A 26,794-nucleotide genomic window follows, 5' to 3' on the forward strand; every position below is an offset into this window, starting at 1 on the left:
GAATCATACAACATGCTGCAGAGACGCCACTTCTTGCTGCACCGAGTCAATCTGTCGCGCCCCAAAACCGTGTAGACACGCTAGCGTAAGAACGGGGAGAGGGAGCACAACGCCATTCGAACTAATCTTGTCGGTCTTTTCAGCGCGCGATCGAGGGACTACTTGATCGTCGCGCGCACCGTGATGACCGAGGTGCCGGACGCCTTCGGCCCCTGACCCGTGGCCTTGATGGCAAACGTGTCGTTGCCCTTGTACTTGGCCTTCGCCCTGTATTCGAAGGTCGATGCGTTGATCTTCTTCAGCTTGCCGTAGGCCGGCTTTTGCGAGATCGCGGAGTCCGTCACCGTGCCGCGGATCCCGATCGGGATCTGGCAGCTTTGGCCCGAGGCGACGTCGATATCGCCGCTCGAATTCTCGCCCCAGTCCGCCAATGTCATCGACATCGAGCATTCCGGTACGGGCTGCGCCGAAGACGCCGGCGTGACATTTAATGCAAAGATGAGCGCCAGGGCGGCGACCCCCAACGCCCGCGTCGTGACTATACTCGTTTTCATGCAAGGCCCACTGCTGAAAGGTTACTGCGCAGGAATCCTGCAACGTGGGAGCAGGGGTGGCAAGGGCTTCGCCTCGCCCGCGCGACATGTGTTGAAATGCTTGCGCGCTTGTTGCGTCGCTGGAGCGCCCCCATAGTCACTGCGGCCCGGTTCGGGACGGAGGCTCACGCGTCAAGAAAGGGTTCCAATGGCTGAAGGCAGCGACGGTCAGGCAAAAGCTCAACAAGCCGGATTCGCCGGCGTCACCCGCAAGACCCTTGAGCGTCTCGCTTTGCCCGGCGATGATCGCGAGCTTGTCGTTGCCGAGGTGACCTATCCGCCCGGCGGGGTCGCCCCGCTGCATCGGCATCCAGTCGGCGGCGTGGTCTTCATCGTCGAAGGCATGGCCGAGTCGGCCTATGGCGACGAGGCGCCACAAAAATATCGGGCAGGCGAGACTTTGCAGGATCGACCCGAGGTTCCGCACACGCTGTTTCGCAATTGCGACCCGGACCGGCCGCTGCGCTTCCTGACGATCTACGCGCTCGAACCCGGGCGCGCCTACACGATGGAGCCGCGAGGTTGGGAAAAGGCCAAGGCAAAATGTTACGGTTGGCTCACCTGAGGTTTCGGATTTGCGCCGGCCATCCGAGGTGGAACGGCGAGCAGGAGGCAAACCGACTCCACCAGGAGTTCATGCGCACGGTCGACAATGTCGTCCAACGAACTTGTCTTCGCGAACATGGCCTGGGCTTCAGCCAACAACCGGTCGCGCGTTGGTATGCTGGGCAGATGCAAGTCGGCGCGATGCTGTAACAGAACAAGCGCTTCCCGCACCGACAATCCGGTTTCGTGGACCGACGATTTGATGGCCTGCGCGATGTACTCGGGATTGAAGCGACCAGCGAGTTGTTCAGCCGTTCGCTTTATCACACGCGATCCCAAGCGCTGCTCGTTGCGGAGAACCAGCGTGGGCGGCGCCTTCAGGTCCCAGACAATACCGAGCAAGGACAAAGTCACCAAAACATAATAGGTCACATCAATCTCCCACCACCGGAAGCCTTGCCGCGCACTGCTTTGGTAGGCGTGATGATTGTTGTGCCAACCCTCACCCATCGTAAACAGAGCCAGCAGCCAATTGTTGCGGGAGTCATCGCCCGTAACGTATCGCTTGCGCCCGTGAACATGCGCGAGGGAGTTGATGCAAAACGTGGCGTGGTACAGCAGCACGGTGCTCCAGAAGAAACCGACCACGAGCCCGGGCCATCCGGCGATGAGGAAGCACAGACCTGCGACCACGATCGCCGGCAAGACCTCCAATCTGTGAAGCCACATCAACTCCGGATACGAGGCAAAATCCGCAACTTTCGTCAGATCAGTTGCATCGTGCTGTCGATAAAAAATCCACCCGAGATGACTGTACACGAAGCCCTTATGCCCCGGCGAATGCACATCTTGCTCGGTATCCGAATGAAGATGGTGATGTCGATGTTTCGCGGCCCACCAAAGGACGCTTTTCTGAGCGCTGCTTTGGGCGAGGAATGCGAGGATGAATTGGAACGTCCTGCTTGTTGAATAAGCCCGATGCGAGAAGTACCGATGATAGCCGGCGGTGATCGCAAACATGCGCAGCCAGTATAGGGCGACGCAAATTGCAATCGCTTGCCATGAGACGCCCGTCCAGATCGCCGCCAGACACCCTGCGTGGACCAGCAGAAACGGGAGGACCTGCGGGTACATGATGTCGTCGTGCTGCCGAGCTGGATCGATATTGGTGGACACGCTCGCGACCTCAGCTGCTTCAATGCGCAGGCCGTTTCGCCGGCGGACGGTTCAAGTCCTGGTCCTGGCGGGCATTGCGCGCGGTGTTGACAAAGAGAACCCCGCGGCCGGGTGACCGGTCGCGGGGTCGCGTAACCAGAGGCTTTGCCAGTTCATCCGGGGTCAAAGCATCATGGCCGATTGTCGCAGCTTACACCGCGCGCAGATTGTCCGCAGCAGATTTGCCGGTCCGGCGGTCTGCAACGATCTCAAAAGAGACCTTCTGTCCCTCGTTGAGGGTGCTCATGCCGGCGCGTTCGACTGCGCTGATATGAACGAAAACGTCCTGGCCTCCCTGGTCCGGCTGAATGAAGCCGAAACCCTTCTGGCTGTTGAACCACTTCACAGTTCCCATGCTCATGGAAAATCGTCCTATAGATGCGTGTTTGGAGCCGCACTCACGAGCGCAGCAGGCGAATTCGAAGTTCAGGGGGTGAGGGTCGTCAGTCAGGCACGCTATCAGCGGCGAGGCCAAGTCGTTCGGCCGAAACTCGATCCGTGGTAAATGGCTACGGTTCGGTCATTCCGCAAGTGGCTTTCCCCCTTTTCTGACCTCGGCCGCTGCGTCCCCCTGGGGCAACAGCTGCAATTCACGGTGCTCTGCGGCAACTTTGCCTGACCGCATGGCGGGGGACATCGTGCGGTTTGGGGCACGCGGCCTATTCCTTCTTCGCCGTCAGCCCGTCGACCATCGCGCGCGTCAAGGTCGCGATCTCGCTCCGCAGCGCGCCGATCGGCACCGCGATCAGCTTGTGCTCCAGCCCGAGCGCGACCATGCCGTGCACGGCGGAGAACAGGCTGCGCGCGGTGACGCCGAGTTGCGCCGGCGAACGCTGCGGAAACAGCGCGGCGAGCGGCTTGTAGATGTGGCGGAACAATTCCATCTGCTCGGTGATCGCCCATTCCGGCACCGGCTTGCCGGGCTGCATGCGATGCTCGAACAGCGCGCGCCACAGTTCGAGATTGTCGGCGGCGAAATCGCAATAGGCGACCGCGATCCGCACCAGCATCTCGCGCGGCGCGGCAGCCCCGCCGATCTCGGCCAGCGACAGCGACGCATCGAGCCGCGCCAGCGTGCGCGAGCCGACGCGCAGGATCAGCTCGTCGACATCCTCGACCAGATTGTAGACGCCGCCATTGGCGACCCCGATTTCCTGGGCCAGTTCGCGGGTTTTCAGGCCACCGAGACCCTTTGCCGCAATCGCCCGTTCCGCCGCCTCGATCAGCGCTTCCCGCAGTTTTGCACGTCGTTCCAATGCCTTGGACATCTTTGATCCTTCGTTAACCATTGTCTTGAGCGTTGCTCAAATAATTCTTGAGCGATGCTCATTATGTGGTACAAGAGATTCATGAGCGATGCTCATAACAGGGAGCGATGAAATGTTCAAAACTGTTTTCACTCTTTTCCGCGGCACCGTTGCGGTGGCCGAAGAGGAACTTCAAGACCGCACCGCGCTGGTCATCCTCGACCAGCAGATGCGCGATGCCGCCGCCGCCGTCGACCGCTCGAAGCGGACCCTGGCGCTGGCGATCGCCGGCGACCAGCAGGAGGGCCGGCGGCTCGACGCCACCAACGCCCGGATCGCCGATCTCGAGGTGCGCGCGTCGGCGGCACTCGAGGGCGGCCGGGAAGACCTCGCCCGCGAAGCCGCGCAGGCGATCGCCAATCTCGAAGCCGAGCGCGATGCCGCGATGACCGCACGCGCGCTGTTCGCCTCCGAGATCACGCGGCTGAAGCGCCATGTCGGCAACGCCGAGGCGCGCATCGCCGAGCTCGACCGCGGCCGCCGGCTGGCCCGCGCATCGGAAGCGGTGCGTTCGCTGCGCCGGAGCGGCATCGAGGCTGCACGCCCCTACGAATCGACGCTGCCGGAAGCGGAGGCGACGCTGAAGCGGCTGCGCGAGCGGCAGATGGAGATCCAGGCCGCCGACGAGGCGTTGATCGAGATCGACGCCGCCGCGGGACCGCTCGCCACCGCCGAGAAGCTCGCCGAGCAGGGTTTTGGCCCGCGCATGAAATCGACCGCCGACGACGTGCTGGCGCGGCTGAAAGCCAAGCGCCCGCCAGCAGCCTGAAATCCCAAGCCTGAAACCTCAAGCCTGAACTTCAAGTCTGAAACCAAGCCAATTTCAAACCATCTATCATCAAGGAGACGACCATGAACCAGACCATCCAACCCCACAGCGGCAGCTGGGTTACCTTCACTTACGCGTCCTTTGCGGCTTCCGCCTTCCTCGTCGCCGTCGGCGTGTTCTTCCTGCCGATCGACCTCTGGATGAAGGGCTATCTCACGATGGGCATCGTGATGCTGATCCAGACCTGCGTCACGCTGACCAAGACTGTGCGCGACAATTACGAGAGCAGCAAGTTCGTCAACCGCATCGAGGACGCCAAGGCGGAGCGCCTGCTGATGGAGGTCTCCAAGGCCGGGTGAGCCGAAGCCAGGATGAAGCGGCGGGTGTTTCGCACTCGCCGCTTTTGCCTAAGACGCTTTGCGCGGATCGGATGCTAGACTTGGCAGTCCCGTCATCCTGAGAGTCTGACTCATAAATCACCCAACCTTAGCTGCAGCCGCGAGTCTGCGGGTCAGGAGCCTGATGTGTGCAATCAGCAGCCAGGCAGCTTCGGTTGCCACCGTCGCCTCGAAGTCCTTGGCGAGGCGGCGGCATCTGCCGAACCAAGCGAATGTGCGTTCAACCACCCACCGCCTCGGCAGAAGCTGGAAGCCTTTGACGCCTTGAGGCCGCTCGACGATCTCGACAGTCCATGGACCGCAGTCTGAGAGCGCGTCGAGGAGTTGATTTCCGCGGTAGACCCGGTCGGCAAAGACGTGGCGCAGCCGGGGGAAGTTCATCCGCACGTTCTTCAGCAGCGGTACGGCGCCATGGCAGTCCTGAACGTTGGCGGGATGAACATGAACCCCGAGGAGGAGGCCATTGGTATCCGTCACGATATGCCGCTTGCGGCCGTAGATGCGCTTGCCTGCATCGTAGCCGCGCGGTCCGCCAGCTTGCGTGGTTGGCGCACTTTGACTGTCGATCACGGCTGCCGTCGGCTTCGGTGTCCGTCCAAGCTTTTTTCGCGCCCGTCGGACAAGCACGCTGACAATCCTCTGCCACCGGCCTGTATCCCGCCATCTATAAAAATAGCCCTGCACCGTCGAATAGGGCGGGAACTCCTGCGGCAACGCCCGCCACTGGCAGCCGGTCGAAACGATATAGAGGATCGCTTCGATCACACGACGCAGCTCCGTCTTACGCGGCCGGCCGCGCCGGTTCGCTCGCGGCAACAGGCGTCTGATCACCGCCCACTCCGCATCGGTCATATCGCTTGCATAACGCAGATCGTCCCGCCGATATTGCTCCCGAGTGATCTTGGTCCAGGGCATCGTGCTCTCCCTCGAATCTTTGCAAATCCGATGGAATCACACCCCACTGAGATCACTCACCCATTTTTCAGTCAGGCTCTGAGGTGCGAGCCTCTTCGGCGAGCCTCGAAGGATGCACGGCCCGGCTGGTGGCCGTCGCCCTTCGAGACGCGCGTTCCGCGCTCCTCAGGGTGACGGTGAAGGAGCTGGCACTCTTCAGCCACGAGCCTCGCTCGCAATGAGGCTACCTGCCTCTTGCCACCAACTTGTTCCGTTTCCGGAAGGCCTTGTTTACCGTGCGGCAAACAGCGTCAGGTTGCGCTCATGGCTCTTTAACAGGCGGGAGTGCAGAGATCGCGCCCGAGGGACAGAGAAATGGCGTCCACGGACAATCCCACGCCGGCTTCGCGCGGCAGCAAGAACCTTGGCAAGAGTCTTGGCAAGGCGCGCGCCGCCTTTGACGGTCTGCGCAGCCATGGCGGCTTCTGGCTGAAGGCGCTGTCGCAGCCGACCATCGATCTCAGCTTGCGCACCCAGGCCGGCCAACGCACCCGCATCGTCGAATCGCCCGGTCTGTCGCTGCCGAGGGACGAGCTCGACGCGCTGGTCGAGCAGCTGCGCATCGTCGCCGCCAAGACGCTGCCCGAGGAGAGCCTGACCTATGGCATCTTCTCCGGCGAACCCGAGCGGCTGTCGCGCGCCGTCGTCACGCTGATCTCGGAGGAAGACACCGGGCGGCCGATCGCGTTCAACGCGCTGTCGGTGATGGACGTGCCGCTCGACGGCGAGCCGGCCGAGGTCACCCATCTCGGCCTCGTCATGGTCGATCCCGATGTGCGCGGGCAGGGGCTGTCCTGGGTGCTCTACGGCCTGACCGCGCTGGTGCTGTTCGCCCGCGACGGGCTGCGGCCGAAATGGATTTCCAACGTCACCCAGGTCCCGGCGGTGGTCGGCATGGTCAGCGATACGTTCTCGGACGTCTACCCGTCGCCGCTGCCGGGCGCGCGACAGAGCTTTGCGCATCTGCAGCTGGCGCGCGGCATCATGGCAAGGCATCGCGCGGTGTTCGGCGTCGGCGAGGAGGCCGGCTTCGACGAGGCGCGCTCGGTCATCACCAACGCCTATACCGGCGGCTCGGACGCGCTGAAGAAGACCTTCGAGATCGCACCGAAACATCGCAACGCAATCTACAACGAGTTCTGCGAGCGCGAGCTGGATTACGGCCGCGGCGACGACGTGCTGCAGATCGGCCGCGTCGATCTTGCCGGCGCGCGCCGCTATCTCATGAGCGAGGTGCCCTCGGGCTCGCTGCCGTCGCTGCTCGCGGCGTCCGCGATGCTGGCGCTGCAGCGGCTGGTGCTGCCGGTGGTCTACTGGATGGACGACAGCCGCGCCTTCGGCACGCTGCGTCCGCGCAAGCAGGATAGCGGGGCCGCGCGATGAATTTCGACTACTACTCCTTCACTGGCCGCAATATCGGCTTCATCGACGAGCACGAGCAGCAGCTGCTGCGTCAGGCGCGGGTGTTCGTCTGCGGCGTCGGCGGCATGGGCGGCGCGGCCTTCATGGCGCTGGCGCGCGCCGGCGTCGGCAAATTCGTGATCGCCGACATCGATCGCTTCGAGGTCTCCAACCTCAACCGCCAGGTGTTCGCCTTCGCCGACGAGGTCGGGCGCGAGAAGGCGGCAGTTGCCGCCGAAGCCGCAAAGCGCATCAATCCGACCATCGAGATCGAGGTGCTTGGCGAGAACTGGACCAGCGAGCTCGCCGCGATTGCCGCGCAGTGCCCGGTGATCGTCAACGGCATGGACGATATCGCTGCCGGCGTGCATCTGTACCGGACCGCGAAGCGCGCCGATGCAACCGTGATCGACGCCTACATGTCGCCGCTGCCGTCGGTGATCGTGGTGCGCCCGCACGATCCGCGGCCCGAGCAGCGCCTCGGCTTTCCGACGCTTGGCAAGGACTGGACCGATATCACTGAGGACGACCGTCGCGCCGCGATGCGTGCCGAGATCGAGCACGTGATGCTGCACTCCTCGTCGCGCAACTATGTCGACCTCGCCATCGCCGGCGAAGTCGCCGCCGGCCGCCGTAGCCGGATGTCGTTTGCGCCGATGGTGATCTCGACCGGCATGCTGATGGCCTATGAGGCGGTCGCGCTGATCCTCGGCCGCACCTCGGGCACCGATTGCCGCGGCTGGTTTCTCAACCCGCATCGGCCCGCGATCGAGAAGCCGCGCAATGCGCTCGTCGCCGCCCTGATGCGTCCGCTGGTGCGGCGGGCCATCGATGAACTGATGGGCGGCAAATGACCTCCGGGGTGATCGCCGATTCCATCGTCAATCTGTGCGGCGCCATCGGGCTCGCCGTGGCGATGATGACGTTCTACCGGCGCGATCCGAGGAGCCCGTTGACGCGCCGCCTGCTGCTCGCGCTCGGCGTGATCGCGATCCTGTTCCTCGACCGCGGCCTTGCCTGGTGGACCGGAAGCCGCCTGCTCGACCGCCTCTCGGTGATCCCGGCCTCGCTGGTCCCGCTCGGCGCCCTGATCGTCACCGAAGGCATTTTGCGGCGCCACGCGCCGCGCCCGGTCAAGATCGCGGCGCTGGCGGGCGCCATCCTGCTCGGGCTCGGCGGCCTGTTCGGACTGCAACGGCTGGTGATGCCTTACGCGATCGCGCTGGCGCTGTTCCAGCTCTTGGGTTTCGCCACCTGCGCGCTGCTGTTGGCAACGCGCGATCGCTCTGCGCTGATGGCTGCGGAGAACCGCAGCATCGGCCGCATGGCGGTCGGCGCGCTGGTCGTGATCCCGTTCATCCTGACCGACTTCCGTACGCTGTTTCCCCATATCCCTGTGCGGCTCGGCGCGCTGGGCGCGCTGCTCACGGTGACGGTGATGCTGATCGCCGGCGGCGGCGCCGAGACGCGCCGGCACGGCCTTGCGATGATGGCGCTGCGGCTGATCTCTTCGGGCCTCTTGGGGCTCGCCGCTGCCTTCATGGCGCCCGACGTCGACGCCGCGCAGATGATCCGTTTCGTCGCGGTTGCGATCGCCGGCGTCCTGACCATCGGGTTGATGACGGACGCGCTGCGGGCGCTGTTCGAATCGCAGGAGCCGGGCGTGCTCAACTCAGTCGCGGCATCGCCGGCGCAGACAAGGGAGCAGTTGATCGCCGAGCTGGCGCGGCACCCGATCTTCGAAAGCGCGCGGCGCTTCCGCGAGAACGAGCTTGCGCTCTACGATCCGCCGCTGCTGCACGACTTCCTGTCGACACGGCGTGTGCTGCGGCGGTCCGACGCGCCGTGGGGACTGGCGCCGACCGATCCCGCGGCCGAGCGCATCGTGTCGCTGATCGCAGCCAACAACGCCTCCCATGTCATCGTGCTCGGACACGATCCGCTCGACCTGATCGTGCTCGCGGTGCCCGTCACCGCGGCCGACCCCGCCACTGAGACCGCGCTGGCGCTGGTGCGCCGGCTGCTGGCGTTGACCCCGGAGGCCAAATGACATCAGAGATCCGCGAGGGTGACCGCAGGGCGGCATTCGACGCCGCGCTCAACGCTTATGGGCCCGACAGCCTCTACGTGCCGCCGCTGTGGAGCGATTTCGACCGGATGTTCGATCCGGCGAAGAATCCGTTCGTCACCGAAGGCCACGGCCGATACGCGCTGTTCTCCGCGCATCGCGATGGACGGCCGGTCGGCCGCATCGCCGCCTCGATCCACGACGCGTCCAACCACAAGCACGGCACCCGCCATGGTGCATTCGGCTTCTTCGATTGCATCGACGACGTCGAGGTGGCCGATGCGCTGCTGCGCGCCGCCGAGCAATGGCTGTCGGCGCGCGGCATGAGCCGCGTCACCGGCAACTTCAACCTCACGGCGATGCAGCAGATCGGCGTGATGACCGACGGGTTCGACCATGCGCCGTTCACCGACATGATGTGGTCGCCGCCGCACATTGCACAGCATCTCGAACGCGCCGGCTATGCCGCGACCTTCCCGATGACGACGTTCGAGATCGCGCTCGACGGCGGCAAGCCGGAGCAATTGCTCGGCGACAAGCAGCGCGCGGTGCTCACTGACCCGGATTTCGTCTGGCAGCCGATCAAGCGTTCCGCCTTCAAGGTGCGGCTGGAGGACGCGCGGCTGATCCTCAATGACGGCTTTGCCGACAATCCGATGTTCGTGCCGCCGACCGCCGCCGAATATCTGTTTCAGGCCGGCGACATGATGTGGATCATCGACCGGCGGATTTCGACCGTGGTTTATCACCGCGGCCGGCGCGCCGGCGCGATCATCGCGATCCCTGACCTCAATCCGCTGATCAAGGCGATCGACGGCCGGGTCGGGCTGACAGCGCCGTTCAGATTCGTGCAGCACCGCATCATGAACAGGCGCGCGGTGCTGATCTATCAGTCGGTCTGCCGCGACCTGCACAATCGCGGCCTCAACGGCGCGATGCTCTACCGCACCGCGCTGGCGTTGCAGGAGGCGGGCTACCGCACGCTCGGTGGCACCTGGATCGCCGATATCAACGGTCCGTCGCTGCGCCAGGTCGAGAAGGTCGGCGCCAGGCCGCTGCACCGGCTGCATCTGTTCACCAAGCGGCTGGCCGCGGCATGAGCGAGCTGACACCGGATCTGCTGCGCGAGGTGGTCGCGGAGGCGCGGCTGGCGCCGAGCGTCCACAACATCCAGCCGACCCGCTGGCGCCTGCTCGGCGACGGGCGGCTGGCGCTGGTCGACGCGACCGGTGTGCGTGCGCCGGTCGCCGACCCCGCGGGGCATGACATGCTGGTGTCGCACGGCGCGGCGCTGGAGGGCATGAGCCTCGCGCTCAACCGGCGTGGCTTCGCAATCACGGGCATGACCACGCTCGAGCAGCCGCTGTCGCCGCAACTCTCCGTGCTCTGCTCTTTTGCGATCAGGCAAGGAGCCGAGCCCGATCCGCTGGCGGACCTCGTGGCACGCCGCGTGTCGTGGCGCGGCAAGTTCGCGGCGTCGGCTGACGATGCGGCGGCGCTGGCGCAGCTTGCTGCCGCGCGCGACGATGTGATCTGCATTGGCGATCGCGGGGCGATTGCCGATATCGCCGGCTGGGCCGACCGGGCCGAATTCTCGTTTGTCCGCGGCGACGACTACCGGGCCGAGCTGCTCGCATGGATGCGGCTGTCGCCCGGCCATCCGCACTATCTGCTCGATGGGCTCAACCGTGATGCGCTCGCCATGAATGCGGTCGAGGCCACCGCCGCGCGCTACGTGCTCGGCAGCCTGTTCAAGCCGCTCGATCGTCTCGGCCTCGCCGCGTCGTTGCTTGCCGACGGCGCCAAGACTGCGTCGGCATCGGCGATCGTGCTGTTTTGCCGTCCGCTCGGTGAGGATCCACTCACGACCGGACGGCATTTCTACCGCGCCTGGCTGGAGATCGATCGCGCCGGTTTCGCGGCGTGCCCGATTTCGGCGCTGGCCGATCACCCTGACTTCAACGACCGGCTGCGAAAGCTCGGTAAAATCGGTGCCGATCTGCGCCTCGTCAACGTGTTCCGCATCGGCCGGCCATCAAAACCGTTGAAACCGCGGCATTTCCGGTTGCCGGTTGACCGGCTCATTGTCTGAAAATTAAGCTGCAATCCCCGCTGTCAAAACTTCACGCGGTCGTGCTATGACGCCGCCCGCTAACCAACGACCGGTGGAGATGATGTCGAAGCAATCGCTGCGCGAGGAGGCCGAACGCCTCATCCGCGAGACCATGGAAAAGCGGAACTTGGTCATCAAGCAGGGCACGACCCGGATCGAGGCCGTTTGCGGCAAATGCGGCGCGCCGAACCGGGTACAGGCGGAAAAGGGCCAGTCCCGCGTCAAGTTCACCTGCAAGAACTGCGACCACAAGCAGGAAACGCTGTGAGCGGGGCCGCCCTCCCGTCATCCTGAGAGGATGTGAATGTATTCAGCGTCGTCCTGGCGAAAGCCAGGACCCATTACCCCAACCGCTTGTTGTTGTGCGACGCTGGGGCCACTTTCGCGTTCTCAATCGAATTCGGTGGTGATGGATCCTGGCTTTCGCCAGGACGACGGCGTGCGGAGGCCGCTCGCTACAATTCTCACACCGTCATCCCCGCGCAAAGGCTGGAGGTGCGAGCGGAGCGAGCGGAGCGAGCCTCGAAGGATGCACGGCCCGGCCGATGCCCGTCGATCCTTCGAGACGCGCGCAAGTGCGCGCTCCTCAGGATGACGGTGATAGCGCTTGCGAAGGTCGCGTAGGATGGGTGGAGCGAAGCGATACCCATCAATTGCATCGGTGCTGCGGGATGATGGATATCGCTGCGCTCCACCCATCCTACGAAGCAGGCCTACTTGAATACTTCGCAGACCGTGACGTGATCCGGCGCGATCCTGGCCGCGGTCCGCAGCGAGACGCTGTGCCACCAGGCGTCGAGCGCGTGGCGGTCGCAGGCGAGCTTCACGCTCATCCCGCCGGCGAACTTGATCCAGTCCGCAAAGCTCGTGCGAGACACCGCGATCACGACGGGGATGTCGGCGCCGAGCGCGCGCTCGATCACAAAGCCGAGCCCCTTGCCGTCGCGTTCCCGCTTGCCGAATCGATTGACGATGACGAGATCGGCGCCTCCGGCGAGCGCGTCGGCGACGCGGATGCCGGCGGCCTGCAGCCGCGACAGATCGAGCTTGCAGCCGGTCGCGCCAGGACTCGCAGGAGTTTGGCTCGGCGGTTGCGCCAGCAGCAGCGTCTCGCCGCTATGCACCAGCACCGCCGACAGGGTGGAGTCCGCACACTGGCCTGATTGCACCATGCCGACCACGCGCGCGCCGTGTGCTCTCAGATCGGCAGCGAAGTCGCGCAGGACGGCATCGGGATCGTCATTGGCGTCATAGACCAGGGCGGCAAGGTCGCATTGGGCATCGAACATGATGGGCTCTGTTCGTTGTGGAGGGGAGAGGCGACCGCGGCGCCTGGGCGTCGCGGCCGCATGTTGATGGATCAGGCGGCCGGCGGGCCGTTGATGATCTGCAGCTGGGTGAATTCGGCGAGGCCTTCCTCGGCGAATTCGGTGCCGATGCCCGACTGCTTGGCGCCGCCGAACGGAATGTTCGGGGCCATGTCGAGGTGCTTGTTGATCCACACCGTGCCGGCCTCGATTTGGGTCGCGATCTCGTGCGCGCGCTTGATGTCGGACGACCAGACCGATGCGCCGAGGCCGTAGGTGGTGGCATTGGCGCGGCGGATCACATCGTCCTTGTCGGAGTACTTGATGACAGGCAGCACCGGACCGAACTGCTCCTCGTCGACCAGCTTGGAGCCTTCCTTGATGTCGCGCACGATGGTCGGCTCGATGAAATAGCCGGGACGGTCCATCGCGGCGCCGCCGGCGATCACATTGCCATTCTTGCGGGCGTCGTCGAGGAACGCCTTGACCTTCTCGTACTGCATCTTGTTCTGCAGCGGCCCGAGCTTGGTGCCCTGCTTGGAGCCGTCGTCGACCACGGTGTTCTTCGCGATCGCGACCAACTCGTTGCAGATCTCGTCATAGACCGACTCGTGCACATAGAGCCGCTTGATGGCGAGGCAGACCTGGCCCGAGTTCTGGAACGCGCCCTCGAAAATCCCCGGCGCGACCTTCTTCGGATCGACGTCGTCGAGCACGATGCCGGCATCGTTGCCGCCGAGCTCGAGCGTGATCCGCTTCAAGGTCTGCGATGCGCTCGCCATCACCTTCTGGCCGGTCGCGGTCGAGCCGGTGAAGGAGATCTTGCGGATGTCGGGGTGCTTGGTCATGTGGTCGCCGAGATCGTTGGCGTCGGCGATGAAATTCAGCACGCCCTTCGGCAGGATGTCCTTGACCAGTTCGGAAAAGCGCAGCGAGGCCAGCGGCGTGGTCGGCGCAGGCTTCACCACCAGCGTGTTGCCGGCGAGCAGTGCCGACGGCAGCTTGAACGCCAGGATCAGCAGCGGATAGTTCCAGGGAATGATCGCGCCGACCACGCCGAGCGGACGGCGATAGGCCTCGACCTTGCGGTCGCCGGAATTCTCGATCACGCGCATCGGCAGTTCGAGCGAGCCGAGATAGCGGAAGAAGCCGGCCATGCCCATCACCTCGCCGGTGGCATCGGCGAGCGGCTTGCCCTGTTCGCTGGTCAGGATATGTGCGAGCTCGTTGGCGTTGGTCTCGATCACCTCGGCCATCTTGATGATCAGCTTGCGGCGCTCCTCGATCGGCGTGGCGGCCCAGGCCGCGTAGGCGGCCTTGGCGGCGGCGACGGCCTTGTCGAGCTGGTCCCTGGAGGCGCGCGGGCATTGCGCCACCACCTCTTCGGTCGCCGGATTGAGCACCGGCATGGTCTGGTCGCCGGGTACCATCTTGCCGTCGATGAGAAGCTTGTAATCACTCATTGGCCTTGCTCTCCCTGGTCAAACGGGTCCTTCGCGGACCTCGCTATATTCGCGTGTATATCACGACTGCGGCGCGGATGCCACGGCCATTCAGGGCATGCGCGCGGCACTGCCGAACCGAATGAATTCTCTGGAAAATCGCGAAGAAAAATCAGCCTGGGCTTTGTGCCGATTTATTCGCGGTTGCCCGCCCGGCGTCAATCGGGGCACCGCAGGCTTCAATAGATTCTAATGCCGCGCGCGGCTCTGCCGATGGCTGCCGCGGCTATAATTTTAAGGGCTGGACGCTGGTCGTCTTCGCGATATATTAAATGGAATATAACGATGATCCGGAGTGCCGGCATGCAGATCGAAACCCAGGAGCTCACCACCTGCGAAGTCGCGTCCGATGGCCGCGCCATTTCGCTTGGCTTCGTGGACGGCAAGGGCGAGCCCGCAACCATCCGCCTGTCGATCAACCAGGTCGGTGCGCTGGTCATGACCTTGCCCGGGCTGATCAGCAAGGCGCTGCAGACCCGCTTCGGCGACCAGACCTTGCGCTACGCCTATCCGCTGGACTCCTGGGTGATCGAACAGTCGACCGATCCGGCGCAGGGCATGGTGACGCTCAAGACCACGGACGGCTTCAGCGTCTGCTTCTCGATTCCGCGCGCCCAGCAGAGCGAGCTCGGCGAGGCGCTGGTGGCGCAGCCGGTGACAAGGATGCAGGTGCGGGCGAATTGAGAGCTTTGTAGGATGGGTGGAGCGAAGCGATACCCATCAAATAGCGGGCCGCAGGAGAGATGATGGGTTTCGCTTCGCTCTACCCGTCCTACGATAGTGCGCTCGACGACGCTTTCACGTCATTGCGAGCGAAGCGAAGCAATCCATGCCTCCGCGCATGCGGTGCCATGGATTGCTTCGTCGCTTCAGCGCAAAATTGCTTTGCAATTTTGTCGCGAGCTCCTCGCAATGACGGGTGGCCCTACCTCCCCTTCACGAACGCGGCGAAAGCATCGCCGTAATCCGGATGCCAGCGCGACAGCGGCGGGCGGTTCTCGACGATGTCGCCGGCGGCCCACAGGATGCGGCGCTCGTCGAGCGCGCGCGGCACGTCGTTGTCGGGGCAGAGGATATAGAAATCGCCGGCATCGAGGCGTTCGATCATGAAGTCGATGGTCTGCTCCGCTGTCCAGGCGCCGGCCGGCTTCTCGGTGCGGCCGCGCGCGGTCAATCCGGTGAAGACAAAGCCCGGAATCAAGAGATGCGCTGATATCCTGCAGGCGTCGGTGTTGCGCAGCTCGTGCTGCAGCGCTTCGGTGAATGCCTTCACGCCGGCCTTGGAGACGTTGTAGGCGGGATCGCCCGGCGGCGTGGTGATGCCCTGCTTGGAGCCGGTGTTGATGATCAGCCCCGGCCGGCCGCGCTTGATCATGTTGGGCGCGAACGCCTGCGTGCCATTGATCACGCCCCACAAATTGACGCCGAGGATGCGCTGCCAATTGTCCGCAGGCCCGAACATCGCACTGCCGGGCTGGATGCCGGCATTGTTCATCAGGATATCGGTGCCGCCGAACTTTTTCGCGACCGCGGCCTCCAGGCTTGCGACCGCGTCGGCGCGGCTGACATCGACCGCTGCCGTCATGATATCAGCCGCGCCGCCCGGCGCCGCAGATGACAGTCTTGTCGCAGCATCCTTCAGCCGGTCGTCGCCGAGGTCGGCGATGCAGACCTTCATGCCGGCCTGCGCGAACCGCAATGCGGCGGCAAGCCCGATGCCGGACGCACCGCCGGTGATCACGGCAACATGATTGGCTGATATCACGGGGTGGGGCATCGGTGGTCTCCGGACACATGTGTGGCTGAGGTTCAGTCGCTATCGTACCATGCACGCGCGCGCATGGGAGGTTTTCGTGCGCGCCGCCCTGATCAACGCCGGCTCGGCTTTACGGTTTCGCGCTGGCGCTGTAGAATTCGGGATATAACGCTTCCAAAAGACCTCAGCCGACATTTTACAGGGAGTGCAAACATGGCTGTTTCGCAGGCTGTTCCGATCACGCGCCATCCTTATGCCGATGGCTCCTACAAGAAGATGCTGATCGACGGCAAATGGGTCGACGCCGCCTCCGGCAAGAAGTTCGAGACGCACAATCCCGCGACCGGTGAATTGCTCGCGTCGGTCGCCGAGGGCGATGCCGAGGACATCAACCGTGCGGTCGCGGCGGCGCGCCGCGCGTTCGAAGGGCCCTGGAGCAAGGTGAAGCCGTTCGAGCGGCAGAACATGCTGCTCAAGCTGGCCGAACTCGTCGAAGCCAATTTCGAGGAACTGTCCCAGCTCGACACGCTCGACATGGGCGCACCGATCAGCCGGACCCGCGGCAACCGCCTGCGCGCGATCGGCATGCTGCGTTACTATGCCGGCCAGGCGACCGCGATCCATGGCGAGACCATCGAGAATTCGCTGCCCGGCGAGATCTTCTCCTACACGCTGAAGGAGCCGATCGGCGTGGTCGGCGCCATCATTCCCTGGAACGGGCCGCTGACCGCTTCGATCTGGAAGATCGGCCCCGCGATCGCGACCGGCTGCACCGTGGTGCTGAAGCCGGCCGAGGAATCGCCGCTCACCTCGCTGCGCATCGGCGAACTCTGCATGGAGGCCGGCATTCCGCCCGGCGTCGTCAACGTCGTGCCGGGCTATGGCGAGACCGCGGGCGCCGCGCTTGCCTCGCATCCCGATGTCGACAAGGTCGCCTTCACCGGATCGCACGTCACGGGCCAGGCGATCATCCGCGCCTCGGCCGGCAACCTCAAGCGCGTCTCGCTCGAACTCGGCGGCAAGTCGCCGGACATCGTGTTCGCCGACGCCGATCTCGACGCCGCGGTGCCCGGTGCGGCGATGGCGGTGTTCGCCAATTCCGGCCAGATCTGCAGCGCCGGCACGCGGCTGTTCGTCGAGCAGAAGGTCTATGACGAATTCGTCGGCCGCGTCGCCGAGTTCGGCAGGAAGCTGCAGGTCGGCAACGGCCTCGACCCCAACACCCAGATTGGTCCCTTGGTGTCGCAGCAGCAGATGGACCGGGTGTCGGGCTATCTCGACATCGGCCAGAAGGAGGGCGCCAAGGCGCTGGCCGGCGGCGGCCGCCTCACCGAGGGCGCGCTGTCGAAGGGTTACTTCGTGCAGCCGACCGTGTTCGCCAATGTGCAGGACAACATGCGCATCGCGCAGGAGGAGATCTTCGGCCCGGTGATCTCGGCGATCTCGTTCAGGGATCCGGACGAACTGATCAAGCGCGCCAACGCCACCACCTTCGGCCTCGGCTCGGGCGTCTGGACCACCAATGTCAGCAAGGCGCACCAGGTCGCGAAGGCGCTGCGCGCCGGCTCGGTCTGGGTCAATTGCTACCAGGCGATGGATCCGGCGGTGCCGTTCGGCGGCTACAAGATGAGCGGCTACGGCCGCGAGTCCGGCAAGCAGCACGTCGAGGAATATCTCAACGTCAAGGCCGTCTGGATCAAAACGGGCTAGGGCTGGTCCCGCTGTTTCTCTTCACCTCTCCCCGCAAGCGCAGGGGTGTCCGGGGAATGATTCACTGTGTCGCGGTGCATGCTCGGCAGGACCGAGGCAAATCGGTCTTTTCTGGTTGTCGAGACACAGAGGGCCGAGCATGCGATATCGCGGTAGCATTTTTGGAAGGCTGCTTGAACCGATCAATCGACGGCAGTTTCAGACGGTTGTGGATCGTCTGGACGGGGATGCCTACGACAAGTCGTTCAGGAGCTGGGATCATCTGGTGGCGCTGATCTATGCCCAGCTTAGCGGCAACAGCAGTCTGCGCGGGGTGGTGACTGGCTTCAACGCCAATTCGCAGCATCACTATCACTTGGGAACCGGCAAGCTGTCGCGCTCGACGTTGTCCGATGCCAATGCCCGCCGTCCGATCGGCATTTTCGCGCAAACCTTTGCGGCGCTGTCGGCGATGGCGCGTCGCCAGCTGCGGAGTGAAGGCATGGAGATGGTGCGTCTGATCGACGCCAGTCCGATCCCGCTCGGCAAGGTCTGCAGTTGGGCGACGTGGAACGGCCGCATCCGCGGCATGAAGCTGCATGTCGTCTACGACCCAAGGAGCGATGTCCCGACCTGCGTCGAGATGACGGCCGCGAACGTCAATGACATCGAGATCGGCCGACAGACCCCAATCCAGCCCGCCACCACCTATGTGTTTGACAAGGGCTATTGCCGTTTCGACTGGTGGCAGAAGATAAATGATAGCAAGGCTTTCTTCGTTACCCGGGCGAAGACGAGCATCCGTCTTCGCTCGCTCAGGCATCGCGCCATCCGCAAGCGTAACGGGGATGGCTTCGAAATCCTTGCCGATGACGAGGTGAAGCTCACCAGCAAGGGCGATTCGCGCCTTCCAATCCCGCTCCGCCGCATCAAGATCAGACGCGAGAAAGGCGGCAAGATCACACTCCTGACCAACGACCTTGCCCGTAGCGCCGTCGAGATCGCCGCCCTCTACAAGAGCCGATGGCAAATCGAGCTGCTGTTCCGCTGGATCAAGCAGCATCTCGATATTCGCAAGTTCCTCGGCGCCAACGACAACGCGATCCGCCTTCAGGTGCTCGCTGCGATGATTGCCTACCTGCTGCTGCGCATCGCCGCTCACACCAACTGCATCAAAATGCTCCCGCTCAGGTTCGCCGAACTCGTCGGCCAGCTCCTGCTCACGCGTCGATCCCTCGCTGCCATCGACAAACCTCCGCCCATCAACCCCAGCCGTCGGAAATCAACCATCTCACCTGACCAGATGGAGCTCCGCTATGCCTGAATTTCCCCGGACACCCCTGCGCCTGCGGGGCGAGGTCGGATTGCATCGCCAGATGCAATCCGGGTGAGGGGGTACGGGTCTCGATGCTCGGCGTGCTCGCGGAGCGAAGCCCTCACCCCAACGCCCGCATGATTTCGGAATATTAGAATAATACCCCTGATTTGCCCGACGCGTCAAGCTGCGTTGTCGAACGCCGGCCGCCGCCGGCTCCTTTGCATGGGGTTGTTTTCGATATTTTTCGTAAGCGCCCCGTGCTGCGGCCGCCGGTTCCTGCGTTTAGCGTCCGGCGGCCTTCTTCGGCTTGCCGATGTCGCTGCGCAGCGCCTCGAGATCCTTGCGTACGGCGCTTGCCGCGTCGCGCTCGATCTTGCGGTAGCGTGCCACCAAGGAGAGGCCGAACGGGGTCAACACCGCGCCGCCGCCATTCTTGCCGCCGGTCTGCCGTTCCACCGCCGCCTGCCGGCAGATGCGGTTGATCTCGTCGACCAGGTCCCAGGCGCGCTTGTAGCTCATGTCCATGGCGCGGCCGGCGGCGGAGATCGAGCCGCATTCCTTGATCCGCTCAAGCAGCAGGATCTTGCCCGGCCCGATCCGGTCCTCGGCATCGAGGTCGATGCGGACGCTGAGGGAGGGGAGCGATGAGGCGCTCGATTTCGACATGGGAGACCTGTTCTCGTGGCAACAGATTGCCACTACCCGCTTTCATGAACAAGATGAACCCGTTAGATAACGGGCATGATCCGGAAAAGTGGGTACCGGTTTTCCGGGCGGATCATGCCCGGACTACAACGGGAAATGACACAAGATTAATTGGGGCAGGCATGAATCCTCCGTCGCTGTTCTCTCCGCTCAAGATCGGTCCCTACCAGCTCGAACATCGCGTCGTGATGGCGCCGCTGACGCGGATGCGGGCGGCGCGGCCGAGCCTCGCGCCGCGGCCGATGAACGCGGAATATTACGCGCAGCGCGCCACGCCGGGCGGCCTGCTGATCGCGGAGGCCTCGCCGGTGGTCGCGACCGGCTTCGGCAATCCCGGTGTTCCCGGCATCTATAGCGAGGCCCAGATCGCGGGCTGGCGCGAGGTGGTGGATGCCGTGCACGCCAAGGGCGGCTTGATCTTCCTGCAGCTCTGGCACGTCGGCCGCGTCTCGCATTCCTCGTTCCAGCCGGGCGGCGCGCTGCCGGTGGCGCCGTCGGCGGTGGCGATCCCCTCCGAGTTCAAGTGCATGACGGCGGACGGCAAGGTGGTCGACTACGAGACGCCGCGCGCGCTCGATACCGACGAGGTCGCCCTGATGGTCGAGGCCTATCGGGAAGGCGCGAAAAACGCGCTCGCCGCCGGCTTCGATGGCGTCGAGGTTCACGGCGCCAATGGCTATCTGATCGAGCAGTTCCTGCAGTCGCGCAGCAATCTGCGCACCGACCGGTACGGTGGCTCGATCGAGAACCGCGTCCGCTTCCTGATGGAGGTGACGCAGGCGGTGACCGAGGTCTGGGGCGCCAGCCGCGTCGGCGTCCGGCTCTCGCCCTACGGCATCGCCAATGGCAGCGGCGAGGCTGACCCGATGCCGCTCTACAGCCACGCCATCACGGCGCTCGACAAGCTCGGGCTCGCCTATCTGCATTTCATCGAGCCGCGCGCCTCGGGCACCGGGCGTGCCGAGGTCGATTGGCAGAACGTGCCGTCCGCGATGGTGCTGTACCGCCCGATGTGGAGCGGCGTGCTGATCACGGCTGGCAATTTCGTCAGCGAAACCGCACAGAGCGCGGTCGCCGAAGGCCATGCAGATGCGATCGCGTTCGGCCGCTACTTCATCTCCAATCCGGACCTGCCGCGCCGTCTGCAGCGCGGCTATCCACTGACCAAGTACAACCGCGCCACCTTCTATGCCGGCGAGGAGAAGGGCTACACGGATTATCCGGTGCACGACGAATTGGCGCAGGCTTAACTCTTCGTAGCCCGGATATCGCTTCGCTCGTCCGGGCTACAGTGCCTTGATGGGAGACCGCGATGTTTCCGGACGACGAGTTCGAGCCGACCAAGAAGCCAAAGCCGGTGGCGCTGGCGAAGCCCGCGGCCGGCCAATGCCTGTGCGGCAAGGTGCGGTTCGAGATCGACGTGCCGGCGCGCTGGGCCTGGCATGATCACAGCGCCGCCAGCCGTCGTGCGCACGGCGCGGTTTATGCGACCTATGTCGGCAGCTGGAAGAAGCGCTTCCGCATCACGCAGGGCGAGAGCGAGCTGTCGCGTTACGAGGACGCGAAAAGCAAGACCGCGCGCAGCTTCTGTGCCAATTGCGGCACGCCCATCATCTACGAACGCGCGCGGTCGCCGCACATGGTCAACATCCCGCGCGCGCTGTTCTCGGGGCGCACCGGCCGGCAGCCGCTCTATCACATCGCGATCGAGGAACTGCAGGAATGGGCCTACACCGGCGAGCCGCTGGTGCCGCTGAAGGGCTATCCCGGCGTGGTCTGGCAGCGCTCGAAAAAGAGGAAGCGCAGCGAGCGCGAGGGGATGTTCTAGCGAGCGTTTCGCCTCAGGCGCGCGCCTGCGGAATGCGGCCATGACCGCCTGCTCGATTGCTCCAGCTGCGCAAGTTTGGTCATCTCCCTTGATCCCCGTCGGTCAACGCGCCGACAGGCCTGGAGGGAACATGAAGAATCGCATTACTGGCCGCTCGGCATTTTTGGCGCTGCTGAAGGATGAGGGCGTCACCCATCTGTTCGGCAATCCCGGCACCACCGAACTGCCGATCATGCACGCGCTGAAGGACCATCCCGATCTCACCTATGTGATGGCGATGCAGGAGAGCCTGGTGGTCGCGATGGCCGACGGCTTCAGCCGCGCCTCCGGCAAGCTGGTCGCCTGCAATGTTCATGTTGCGCCGGGCCTCGGCAATGCGATGGGCTCGCTCTACAATGCCAGCTTCACCGGCACGCCGCTGATCCTGACCGCCGGGCAGCAGGAACAGGGCCACGGCCTGACCGAACCGGTGCTCTACGGTCCGCTGGTGCAGATGGCGACGCCGCTGGTGAAATGGGCGGTCGAGGTGACGCGGCTCGAAGACCTGCCGCGCATCGTGCGCCGCGCCGCCAAGATCGCGACCACGCCGCCGACCGGGCCGGTGTTCATTTCGCTGCCCGGCGACATTCTCAATTCCGAAGCCGGCATCGAGCTCGGCCGCTCCACCCGGATCGACACGCGGGTCCGGCCGTCGGAGGATTCGCTCAAGGCGCTGGCCGCGCGCATCCTGAAAGCGGAGCGACCGGTGATCGTCGTCGGCGACGAGATCGTGAAAAGCGATGCGCTGCGCGAGGCGGCCGATCTCGCCGAGACGCTGGGCTGCCCGGCCTGGCAATCGCCGACGCCCTACGGTTCGCATTTCCTGTCCGAAAGCCCAAGCTTCATGGGCGCGATCGCGCGGCTGCAGAAGGTCGCGCGCGACGTGCTGGCGCCGCATGATCTGTTGATCGCGCTCGGCGGCGATCCGCTGCGGATGTCTGTTTACAGCGAGGTCGATCCGCTGCCGGACGGGCTCTCGGTCGTGCAGGTCGGCCTGGTCGACAGCGACCTTGCCAGGAACTACGGCGCCGAGATCGCGGTGTGAAGGCGGACGTCAAGGAAACGCTGCGCGCGCTGGTGCCGGCGTTGAAGGAGGCCGCCGACGGCGCGCTGGAGACGCGCGCCAAGCGGGGACTCGCGGCCTTGTCGACGAAGAACTGGGCGGCGAAGCGCAAGGCGCTGGTCGAGCAGATCTCGAAGGCGAGCCAGACCTCGCCGATCGATCCGGACTGGCTGGCGTTGCAGGTCGTGGAGGCGATGCCCGACAACGCGATCCTGGTCGACGAGGGCCTGACCTCGTCGCGCCAGATCATTGGCTTGAGGCCGCATCGCGACCGCTACGGCTATCACGCGCTGGCATCCGGCGGCATCGGCTGGGGCCTGCCGGCCGCGGTCGGCGTCAGCCTCGCCAATCCAGAGCGTCCGGTGGTGTGCTATTCCGGCGACGGCTCGTCGATGTATTCGATCCAGTCGCTGTGGACCGCAGCCAATCACAAGCTGCCGCTCAACTTCGTCATCGTCAACAATGGCGGCTACCGCATCATCAAGCAGCGCCTGCTCGCCTTCCACGGCGACGACAACTATGTCGGCATGGACTTCATCGACCCGCCGGTCGATTTCACCGCCCTCGCACGCTCGCTTGGGCTCGAGGCGATCAAGGTCACCGATCCGCAGGAGCTGAAGGGTGTGATGAAGTCGGCGTTCAGCCGGCCCGGCGCGAAGCTGATCGAGGTGGTGGTGAGCAATTCGGTGAATTGAGATTTCGCTGCGTGCTCAATCCATCCCCGTCACCCTGAGGAGCGCGAAGCGCGTCTCGAAGGGTGCACGGCCCGGCCGGTGGCCGTCGATCCTTCGAGACGCGCGCAAGAGCGCGCTCCTCAGGATGACAGGATGGGCAGATGTGTGTGCCGCGTCATTGCGAGGCGCGAAGCGACGAAGCAATCCATGATCCCGCATATGCGGAACGATGGATTGCTTCGCTGAGCCTGTCATCCGGCGGCGCTTCGCGCCGACCGGGTGGCTCGCAATGACGGCGCGGATCACTCCGCCGCAGCGCTACGCTTCACCCGATACCGACTCGCCGGATGCGTCGCATCGAGCCTCGCACGCCCTGCGCCGAACAGCTTCTCCCGCAAGGTGCCCTTGGCATACTCCCGCTTGTAGCGGCCGCGCTTGACGAGCTCCGGCACCAGCATGTCGGCGATGTCCTCGAAATCGCCGGGTGAGATCGCAAACGCGACGTTGAGGCCGTCGACGTCGGTGTCCTCGAACCATTGCTCGATCTTGTCGGCGACCTGCTCGGGCGAGCCGACCACCACGGGGCCGGCGCCGCCGATGCCGACATGCTCGGCGACCTCGCGCACGGTCCAGACCCGGTCGGGATCGGCGCGGGTGACGTTGTCCATCGCGGAACGACCGGCGTCGTTCTGCACGTGGCGCACTTCCTGGTCGAGCGAATAGGTCGAGAAGTCGACGCCGGTCCAGCCCGACATCAGCGCCAGTGCGCCCTCATGGCTGATATGGCGGCGATACTCGGCGTACTTCGCCTTCGCCTCCGCCTCGGTCGGCGCCACCACGACGCACATCATCGAGAACATCAGGATCTCGGCCGGGTTGCGGCCCTTCGCGGCGGCGAGCTCGCGGATCGCCGAAACGCGCGGACCGATCACCTTCGCCGACGGTCCCGACATGAACACGCATTCGGCGTGCTCGGCGGCGAACTGCCGGCCGCGCGGCGAGGTGCCGGCCTGGTAGAGCACCGGCGTGCGCTGCGGCGACGGCTCCGACAGGTGGATCGCGTTGAGCCGGTAGTTGTTGCCGTCATGGTGTACCGGATGCACCTTGCTCGGATCGGTGAAGATGCCGCGCGCGACGTCGCGGATCGCGGCATCGTCCTCCCAGCTGCCTTCCCAGAGCTTGTAGACCAGCTCCATATATTCGTCGGCGAGCTCGTAGCGGTCGTCATGCGCGGTCTGCTTGTCCTTGCCGGCGCCGCGCGCGGCGGAATCGAGATAGCCGGTCACCACGTTCCAGCCGACCCGGCCGCCGGTCAGATGATCGAGCGTCGACATCCGCCGCGCGAACGGGTAGGGCGGCTCGAAGGAGAGATTGCTGGTGACACCAAAGCCGAGATTTTCGGTCACCGCCGCCATCGCTGGAATCAGCATCAACGGTTCGTTGGCCGGGGTCTGCGCCGCGTTGCGCAGCGCCGCATCCGGATTGCCGGCATACACGTCGTAGACGCCGAGCACGTCGGCGAGGAACAGCCCGTCGAATCGGCCGCGCTCCAGCGTCTTCGCCAGATCGATCCAGTAGGACAGCTTGTTGTAGTCCTTGGTGCGGTCGCGCGGATGGGTCCACAGACCCGGCGACTGATGCGCCACGCAGTTCATGGCAAAGGCGTTGAGCCGGATTTGCTTTGTCATTGTCGAAACCTTGCGCGCCGCTTCGAATGCTGCCCGGTCGATGCCGGGCGTCCCGCTTCAACTTGTTGCGACTTCCCACGTTTTGGCAAGGCCCATTCGCATTTCGCGCCCTTCCGGTCGCGAGCCGATCCCGATAGGTTGCGCCCCTCCAGAAGCATGATCGGGACGCAAAGCGTGGCGTTCCGGTGCGATCATGCCAAGACGCGACCGGACGAAGGAACAATCATGGCGACACGGGCCGACGCAATCGCAAAGGTGCGAGAGCATTTTCAATCGGGAGAGTTCTTGAAGGAACTGGACCGCAGGGTCGGCTACCAGACCGAGAGCCTGAATGCCGACAAGGCCGATGCGCTGCGCGCCTATCTGGTGGAGAATCTGCAACCGGCCTTCGCCGAGCTCGATTTCAAGACCCACCTGATCGAGTCGCCGACCGGCCGCGGGCCCTATCTGATTGCCGACTATCAGGAAGACGCTTCGCGGCCGACCGTGCTGACCTACGGCCATGGCGACGTCGTCGACGGCATGGTCGGCGAATGGCGCGACGGGCTCAATCCCTGGCAGACCACGGTCAAGGGCGAGCGCGTCTATGGCCGCGGCACCGCCGACAACAAGGGCCAGCATTCGATCAACATGGCGGCGCTGCGCGCGGTGAAGCAGGCGCGCGGCGGCAAGCTCGGCTTCAATGCCAAATTCATCATCGAGACCGGCGAGGAGATCGGCTCGCCCGATCTGCGCGAGGTCTGCGAGGCGCATCGCGAGGAGCTGAAGGCCGACCTGTTCATTGCCTCCGACGGGCCGCGGCTGTCGGCGGAGCGGCCGACCATCTTCCTCGGCTGCCGCGGCGGCAACCGCATCCATCTCGACGTCAATCTGCGCGAGGGCGGCAACCATTCCGGCAATTGGGGCGGCGTGCTCGCCAATCCCGCCACGATCCTGGCGAGCGCGATCGCGAGCCTGGTCGACGGCAAGGGTCGCATGAAGCTCGAGATCCTGAAACCCCCGCCGATCTCGAACCGCGTCCGCGTCGCGCTCGCCGACGTCGAGGTCAAGCCGTCGGCAGACGAACCGGCGCTGGCGGAAGATTGGGGCGAGGAGGGCCTGACCGCGGCGGAGCGGCTCTATGCCTGGAACACGCTGGAGGTGCTGGCGATGTCGTCGGGCAATATCGAAAAGCCGGCCAACGCGATTCCCGGCAAGGCCAACGCCGTGCTGCAGCTCCGCTTCGTCGTCGGCACCCGGCATCTCGAGGTGATCGACGCGGTGCGGGACTATCTGCACAACAACGGTTTCCCGATGGTCGAGGTCTCGGGCACGCAGCGCTTTGCCGCCTCGCGCACCGACATGGACAGCCCGTGGATCGACTGGGCGGCGAACTCGATCCGCGCCACCACCGGCAAGGCGCCGGCGGTGCTGCCGAACTTCGGCGGCTCGCTGCCGAACGACGTGTTCTCCGAAGGCCTCGGCCTGCCGACGATCTGGGTGCCGCATTCCTATCCGGGCTGCTCGCAGCACGCCCCCGACGAGCACATCCTGCTGCCGGTGACCGAGGAGGCGCTGACCATCATGGCCGGCCTGTTCTGGGACCTCGGCGAGGCCGCGCGTTAAGGTCGAAGGACGGGCGCGCTTTTTCCCCGTCATCCCCGCGCAAAGGCTTCGCCTTTGTCGCTGGAGGTGCGAGCGGAGCGAGCCTCGAAGGATGCACGGCCCCGCCGGTGGCCGTCGATCCTTCGAGACGCGGCTGACGCCGCTCCTCAGGATGACGGGGAGGATGTGAATGGCCGGGCTTAGGCGAGCGGACGCAACGCCGTTCTTCGAACGATAAGCCCGGGTACAACGCGTTGAGAGAAGAGTGCCGACACGG

At 64.7% G+C, this 26,794-nt stretch carries 25 protein-coding genes and 1 pseudogene; 16 read left to right on the forward strand and 10 right to left on the reverse strand.

All coding sequences use genetic code 11. From position 1 onward, the window contains the following. Positions 1–158 precede the first annotated feature (158 nt). Positions 159–443 (reverse strand): hypothetical protein, encoded by a 285-nt coding sequence (locus ACVW1B_RS40875; protein ID WP_028332940.1) that lies wholly within the window; start codon positions 441–443, stop codon positions 159–161. Between the two features lie 298 nt (positions 444–741). Between ACVW1B_RS40875 and ACVW1B_RS40880 the strand changes: the two genes are divergently transcribed. Next, complete coding sequence (locus ACVW1B_RS40880) at positions 742–1,158, forward strand: cupin domain-containing protein (protein WP_456777684.1); 417 nt, start codon at positions 742–744, stop codon at positions 1,156–1,158. On the opposite strand, the gene ACVW1B_RS40885 is transcribed toward ACVW1B_RS40880, so the two are convergent. The 3 genes from ACVW1B_RS40885 to ACVW1B_RS40895 all read right to left on the reverse strand — a co-directional run bounded on the left by ACVW1B_RS40885 (position 1,140) and on the right by ACVW1B_RS40895 (position 3,622). Then, positions 1,140–2,273: an acyl-CoA desaturase gene (locus tag ACVW1B_RS40885; RefSeq protein ID WP_456781771.1), complete on the reverse strand. Its 1,134-nt coding sequence runs from the start codon at positions 2,271–2,273 to the stop codon at positions 1,140–1,142. The two genes, ACVW1B_RS40880 and ACVW1B_RS40885, sit on opposite strands and share 19 nt — an antisense overlap. 232 nt (positions 2,274–2,505) lie before the next feature. Next, a complete protein-coding gene (locus tag ACVW1B_RS40890; protein ID WP_028341292.1) occupies positions 2,506–2,715 on the reverse strand; it encodes a cold-shock protein in 210 nt (69 codons plus the stop codon). A gap of 298 nt (positions 2,716–3,013) precedes the next feature. Then, positions 3,014–3,622: a TetR/AcrR family transcriptional regulator gene (locus ACVW1B_RS40895; RefSeq protein ID WP_050385268.1), complete on the reverse strand. Its 609-nt coding sequence runs from the start codon at positions 3,620–3,622 to the stop codon at positions 3,014–3,016. Between the two features lie 112 nt (positions 3,623–3,734). Here ACVW1B_RS40895 and ACVW1B_RS40900 point away from each other — a divergent pair, with 112 nt between their 5' ends. Then, positions 3,735–4,430 (forward strand): PspA/IM30 family protein, encoded by a 696-nt coding sequence (locus ACVW1B_RS40900; protein ID WP_456777686.1) that lies wholly within the window; start codon positions 3,735–3,737, stop codon positions 4,428–4,430. An 83-nt stretch (positions 4,431–4,513) separates the two neighbouring features. Continuing rightward, a complete protein-coding gene (locus ACVW1B_RS40905) occupies positions 4,514–4,789 on the forward strand; it encodes a YiaA/YiaB family inner membrane protein (RefSeq protein WP_038384293.1) in 276 nt (91 codons plus the stop codon). A 117-nt stretch (positions 4,790–4,906) separates the two neighbouring features. Here the strand turns inward: ACVW1B_RS40905 and ACVW1B_RS40910 are convergent, their stop codons facing one another. Then, the gene (locus ACVW1B_RS40910; RefSeq protein WP_253625200.1) at positions 4,907–5,743 is read right to left on the reverse strand and encodes an IS5 family transposase; all 837 of its coding nucleotides are present in this window, start codon (positions 5,741–5,743) and stop codon (positions 4,907–4,909) included. A 354-nt stretch (positions 5,744–6,097) separates the two neighbouring features. Here ACVW1B_RS40910 and ACVW1B_RS40915 point away from each other — a divergent pair, with 354 nt between their 5' ends. The 6 genes from ACVW1B_RS40915 (at position 6,098) to ACVW1B_RS40940 (ending at position 11,632) form a co-directional block, all read left to right on the forward strand. Then, positions 6,098–7,165: a hypothetical protein gene (locus ACVW1B_RS40915; RefSeq protein WP_253604390.1), complete on the forward strand. Its 1,068-nt coding sequence runs from the start codon at positions 6,098–6,100 to the stop codon at positions 7,163–7,165. Continuing rightward, the gene (locus ACVW1B_RS40920; protein ID WP_456777687.1) at positions 7,162–8,037 is read left to right on the forward strand and encodes a HesA/MoeB/ThiF family protein; all 876 of its coding nucleotides are present in this window, start codon (positions 7,162–7,164) and stop codon (positions 8,035–8,037) included. Before ACVW1B_RS40915 ends, ACVW1B_RS40920 begins: the two co-directional genes overlap by 4 nt. Then, positions 8,034–9,233, forward strand: a complete 1,200-nt coding sequence (locus ACVW1B_RS40925; protein ID WP_456822935.1) for a hypothetical protein — start codon at positions 8,034–8,036, stop codon at positions 9,231–9,233. The genes ACVW1B_RS40920 and ACVW1B_RS40925 overlap by 4 nt, the downstream gene beginning before the upstream one ends. Beyond that, positions 9,230–10,351: a GNAT family N-acetyltransferase gene (locus ACVW1B_RS40930; RefSeq protein ID WP_456822936.1), complete on the forward strand. Its 1,122-nt coding sequence runs from the start codon at positions 9,230–9,232 to the stop codon at positions 10,349–10,351. Before ACVW1B_RS40925 ends, ACVW1B_RS40930 begins: the two co-directional genes overlap by 4 nt. Continuing rightward, positions 10,348–11,343, forward strand: a complete 996-nt coding sequence (locus ACVW1B_RS40935) for a hypothetical protein (RefSeq protein WP_456822937.1) — start codon at positions 10,348–10,350, stop codon at positions 11,341–11,343. The genes ACVW1B_RS40930 and ACVW1B_RS40935 overlap by 4 nt, the downstream gene beginning before the upstream one ends. A gap of 82 nt (positions 11,344–11,425) precedes the next feature. Further along, complete coding sequence (locus tag ACVW1B_RS40940) at positions 11,426–11,632, forward strand: hypothetical protein (RefSeq protein WP_024581255.1); 207 nt, start codon at positions 11,426–11,428, stop codon at positions 11,630–11,632. A gap of 445 nt (positions 11,633–12,077) precedes the next feature. Here the strand turns inward: ACVW1B_RS40940 and ACVW1B_RS40945 are convergent, their stop codons facing one another. Together ACVW1B_RS40945 and ACVW1B_RS40950 are read right to left on the reverse strand one after the other, a co-directional pair. Further along, positions 12,078–12,653, reverse strand: a complete 576-nt coding sequence (locus tag ACVW1B_RS40945) for a DUF2478 domain-containing protein (RefSeq protein WP_456777691.1) — start codon at positions 12,651–12,653, stop codon at positions 12,078–12,080. Between the two features lie 71 nt (positions 12,654–12,724). Next, positions 12,725–14,134, reverse strand: a complete 1,410-nt coding sequence (locus tag ACVW1B_RS40950; protein ID WP_456777692.1) for an aldehyde dehydrogenase family protein — start codon at positions 14,132–14,134, stop codon at positions 12,725–12,727. 342 nt (positions 14,135–14,476) lie between these two features. Between ACVW1B_RS40950 and ACVW1B_RS40955 the strand changes: the two genes are divergently transcribed. After that, positions 14,477–14,857, forward strand: coding sequence for a hypothetical protein (locus ACVW1B_RS40955; protein WP_456777693.1), 381 nt, complete (start codon positions 14,477–14,479; stop codon positions 14,855–14,857). A 241-nt stretch (positions 14,858–15,098) separates the two neighbouring features. Here ACVW1B_RS40955 and ACVW1B_RS40960 read toward each other — a convergent pair whose 3' ends face one another. Beyond that, positions 15,099–15,950, reverse strand: a complete 852-nt coding sequence (locus ACVW1B_RS40960; protein ID WP_456777694.1) for an SDR family NAD(P)-dependent oxidoreductase — start codon at positions 15,948–15,950, stop codon at positions 15,099–15,101. A 192-nt stretch (positions 15,951–16,142) separates the two neighbouring features. On the opposite strand from ACVW1B_RS40960, the gene ACVW1B_RS40965 reads away from it, so the two are divergent. Next, positions 16,143–17,639 carry an aldehyde dehydrogenase family protein gene (locus ACVW1B_RS40965; RefSeq protein ID WP_456822938.1) on the forward strand — a complete coding sequence of 499 codons (1,497 nt, stop codon included), beginning with the start codon at positions 16,143–16,145 and terminating at the stop codon, positions 17,637–17,639. A gap of 139 nt (positions 17,640–17,778) precedes the next feature. Then, a complete protein-coding gene (locus ACVW1B_RS40970) occupies positions 17,779–18,942 on the forward strand; it encodes an IS4 family transposase (RefSeq protein ID WP_057015126.1) in 1,164 nt (387 codons plus the stop codon). Between the two features lie 276 nt (positions 18,943–19,218). On the opposite strand, the gene ACVW1B_RS40975 is transcribed toward ACVW1B_RS40970, so the two are convergent. Further along, positions 19,219–19,602 carry a winged helix-turn-helix domain-containing protein gene (locus ACVW1B_RS40975; protein WP_016846469.1) on the reverse strand — a complete coding sequence of 128 codons (384 nt, stop codon included), beginning with the start codon at positions 19,600–19,602 and terminating at the stop codon, positions 19,219–19,221. A 161-nt stretch (positions 19,603–19,763) separates the two neighbouring features. Here ACVW1B_RS40975 and ACVW1B_RS40980 point away from each other — a divergent pair, with 161 nt between their 5' ends. The 3 genes and pseudogenes from ACVW1B_RS40980 to ACVW1B_RS40990 all read left to right on the forward strand — a co-directional run bounded on the left by ACVW1B_RS40980 (position 19,764) and on the right by ACVW1B_RS40990 (position 23,266). Next, positions 19,764–20,891, forward strand: a complete 1,128-nt coding sequence (locus tag ACVW1B_RS40980; protein ID WP_456777683.1) for an alkene reductase — start codon at positions 19,764–19,766, stop codon at positions 20,889–20,891. Between the two features lie 62 nt (positions 20,892–20,953). Further along, positions 20,954–21,469, forward strand: a complete 516-nt coding sequence (locus tag ACVW1B_RS40985; protein WP_456777682.1) for a GFA family protein — start codon at positions 20,954–20,956, stop codon at positions 21,467–21,469. A 130-nt stretch (positions 21,470–21,599) separates the two neighbouring features. Next, a pseudogene (locus tag ACVW1B_RS40990) lies at positions 21,600–23,266 on the forward strand (thiamine pyrophosphate-binding protein). A 281-nt stretch (positions 23,267–23,547) separates the two neighbouring features. On the opposite strand, the gene ACVW1B_RS40995 reads toward ACVW1B_RS40990, so the two are convergent. Then, positions 23,548–24,933: an LLM class flavin-dependent oxidoreductase gene (locus ACVW1B_RS40995; protein WP_456777680.1), complete on the reverse strand. Its 1,386-nt coding sequence runs from the start codon at positions 24,931–24,933 to the stop codon at positions 23,548–23,550. Between the two features lie 225 nt (positions 24,934–25,158). On the opposite strand from ACVW1B_RS40995, the gene ACVW1B_RS41000 reads away from it, so the two are divergent. Then, positions 25,159–26,538, forward strand: a complete 1,380-nt coding sequence (locus tag ACVW1B_RS41000; RefSeq protein ID WP_253604367.1) for a M20 family metallopeptidase — start codon at positions 25,159–25,161, stop codon at positions 26,536–26,538. Positions 26,539–26,794: the final 256 nt, after the last annotated feature.

Source organism: Bradyrhizobium sp. USDA 4502, assembly GCF_054063355.1.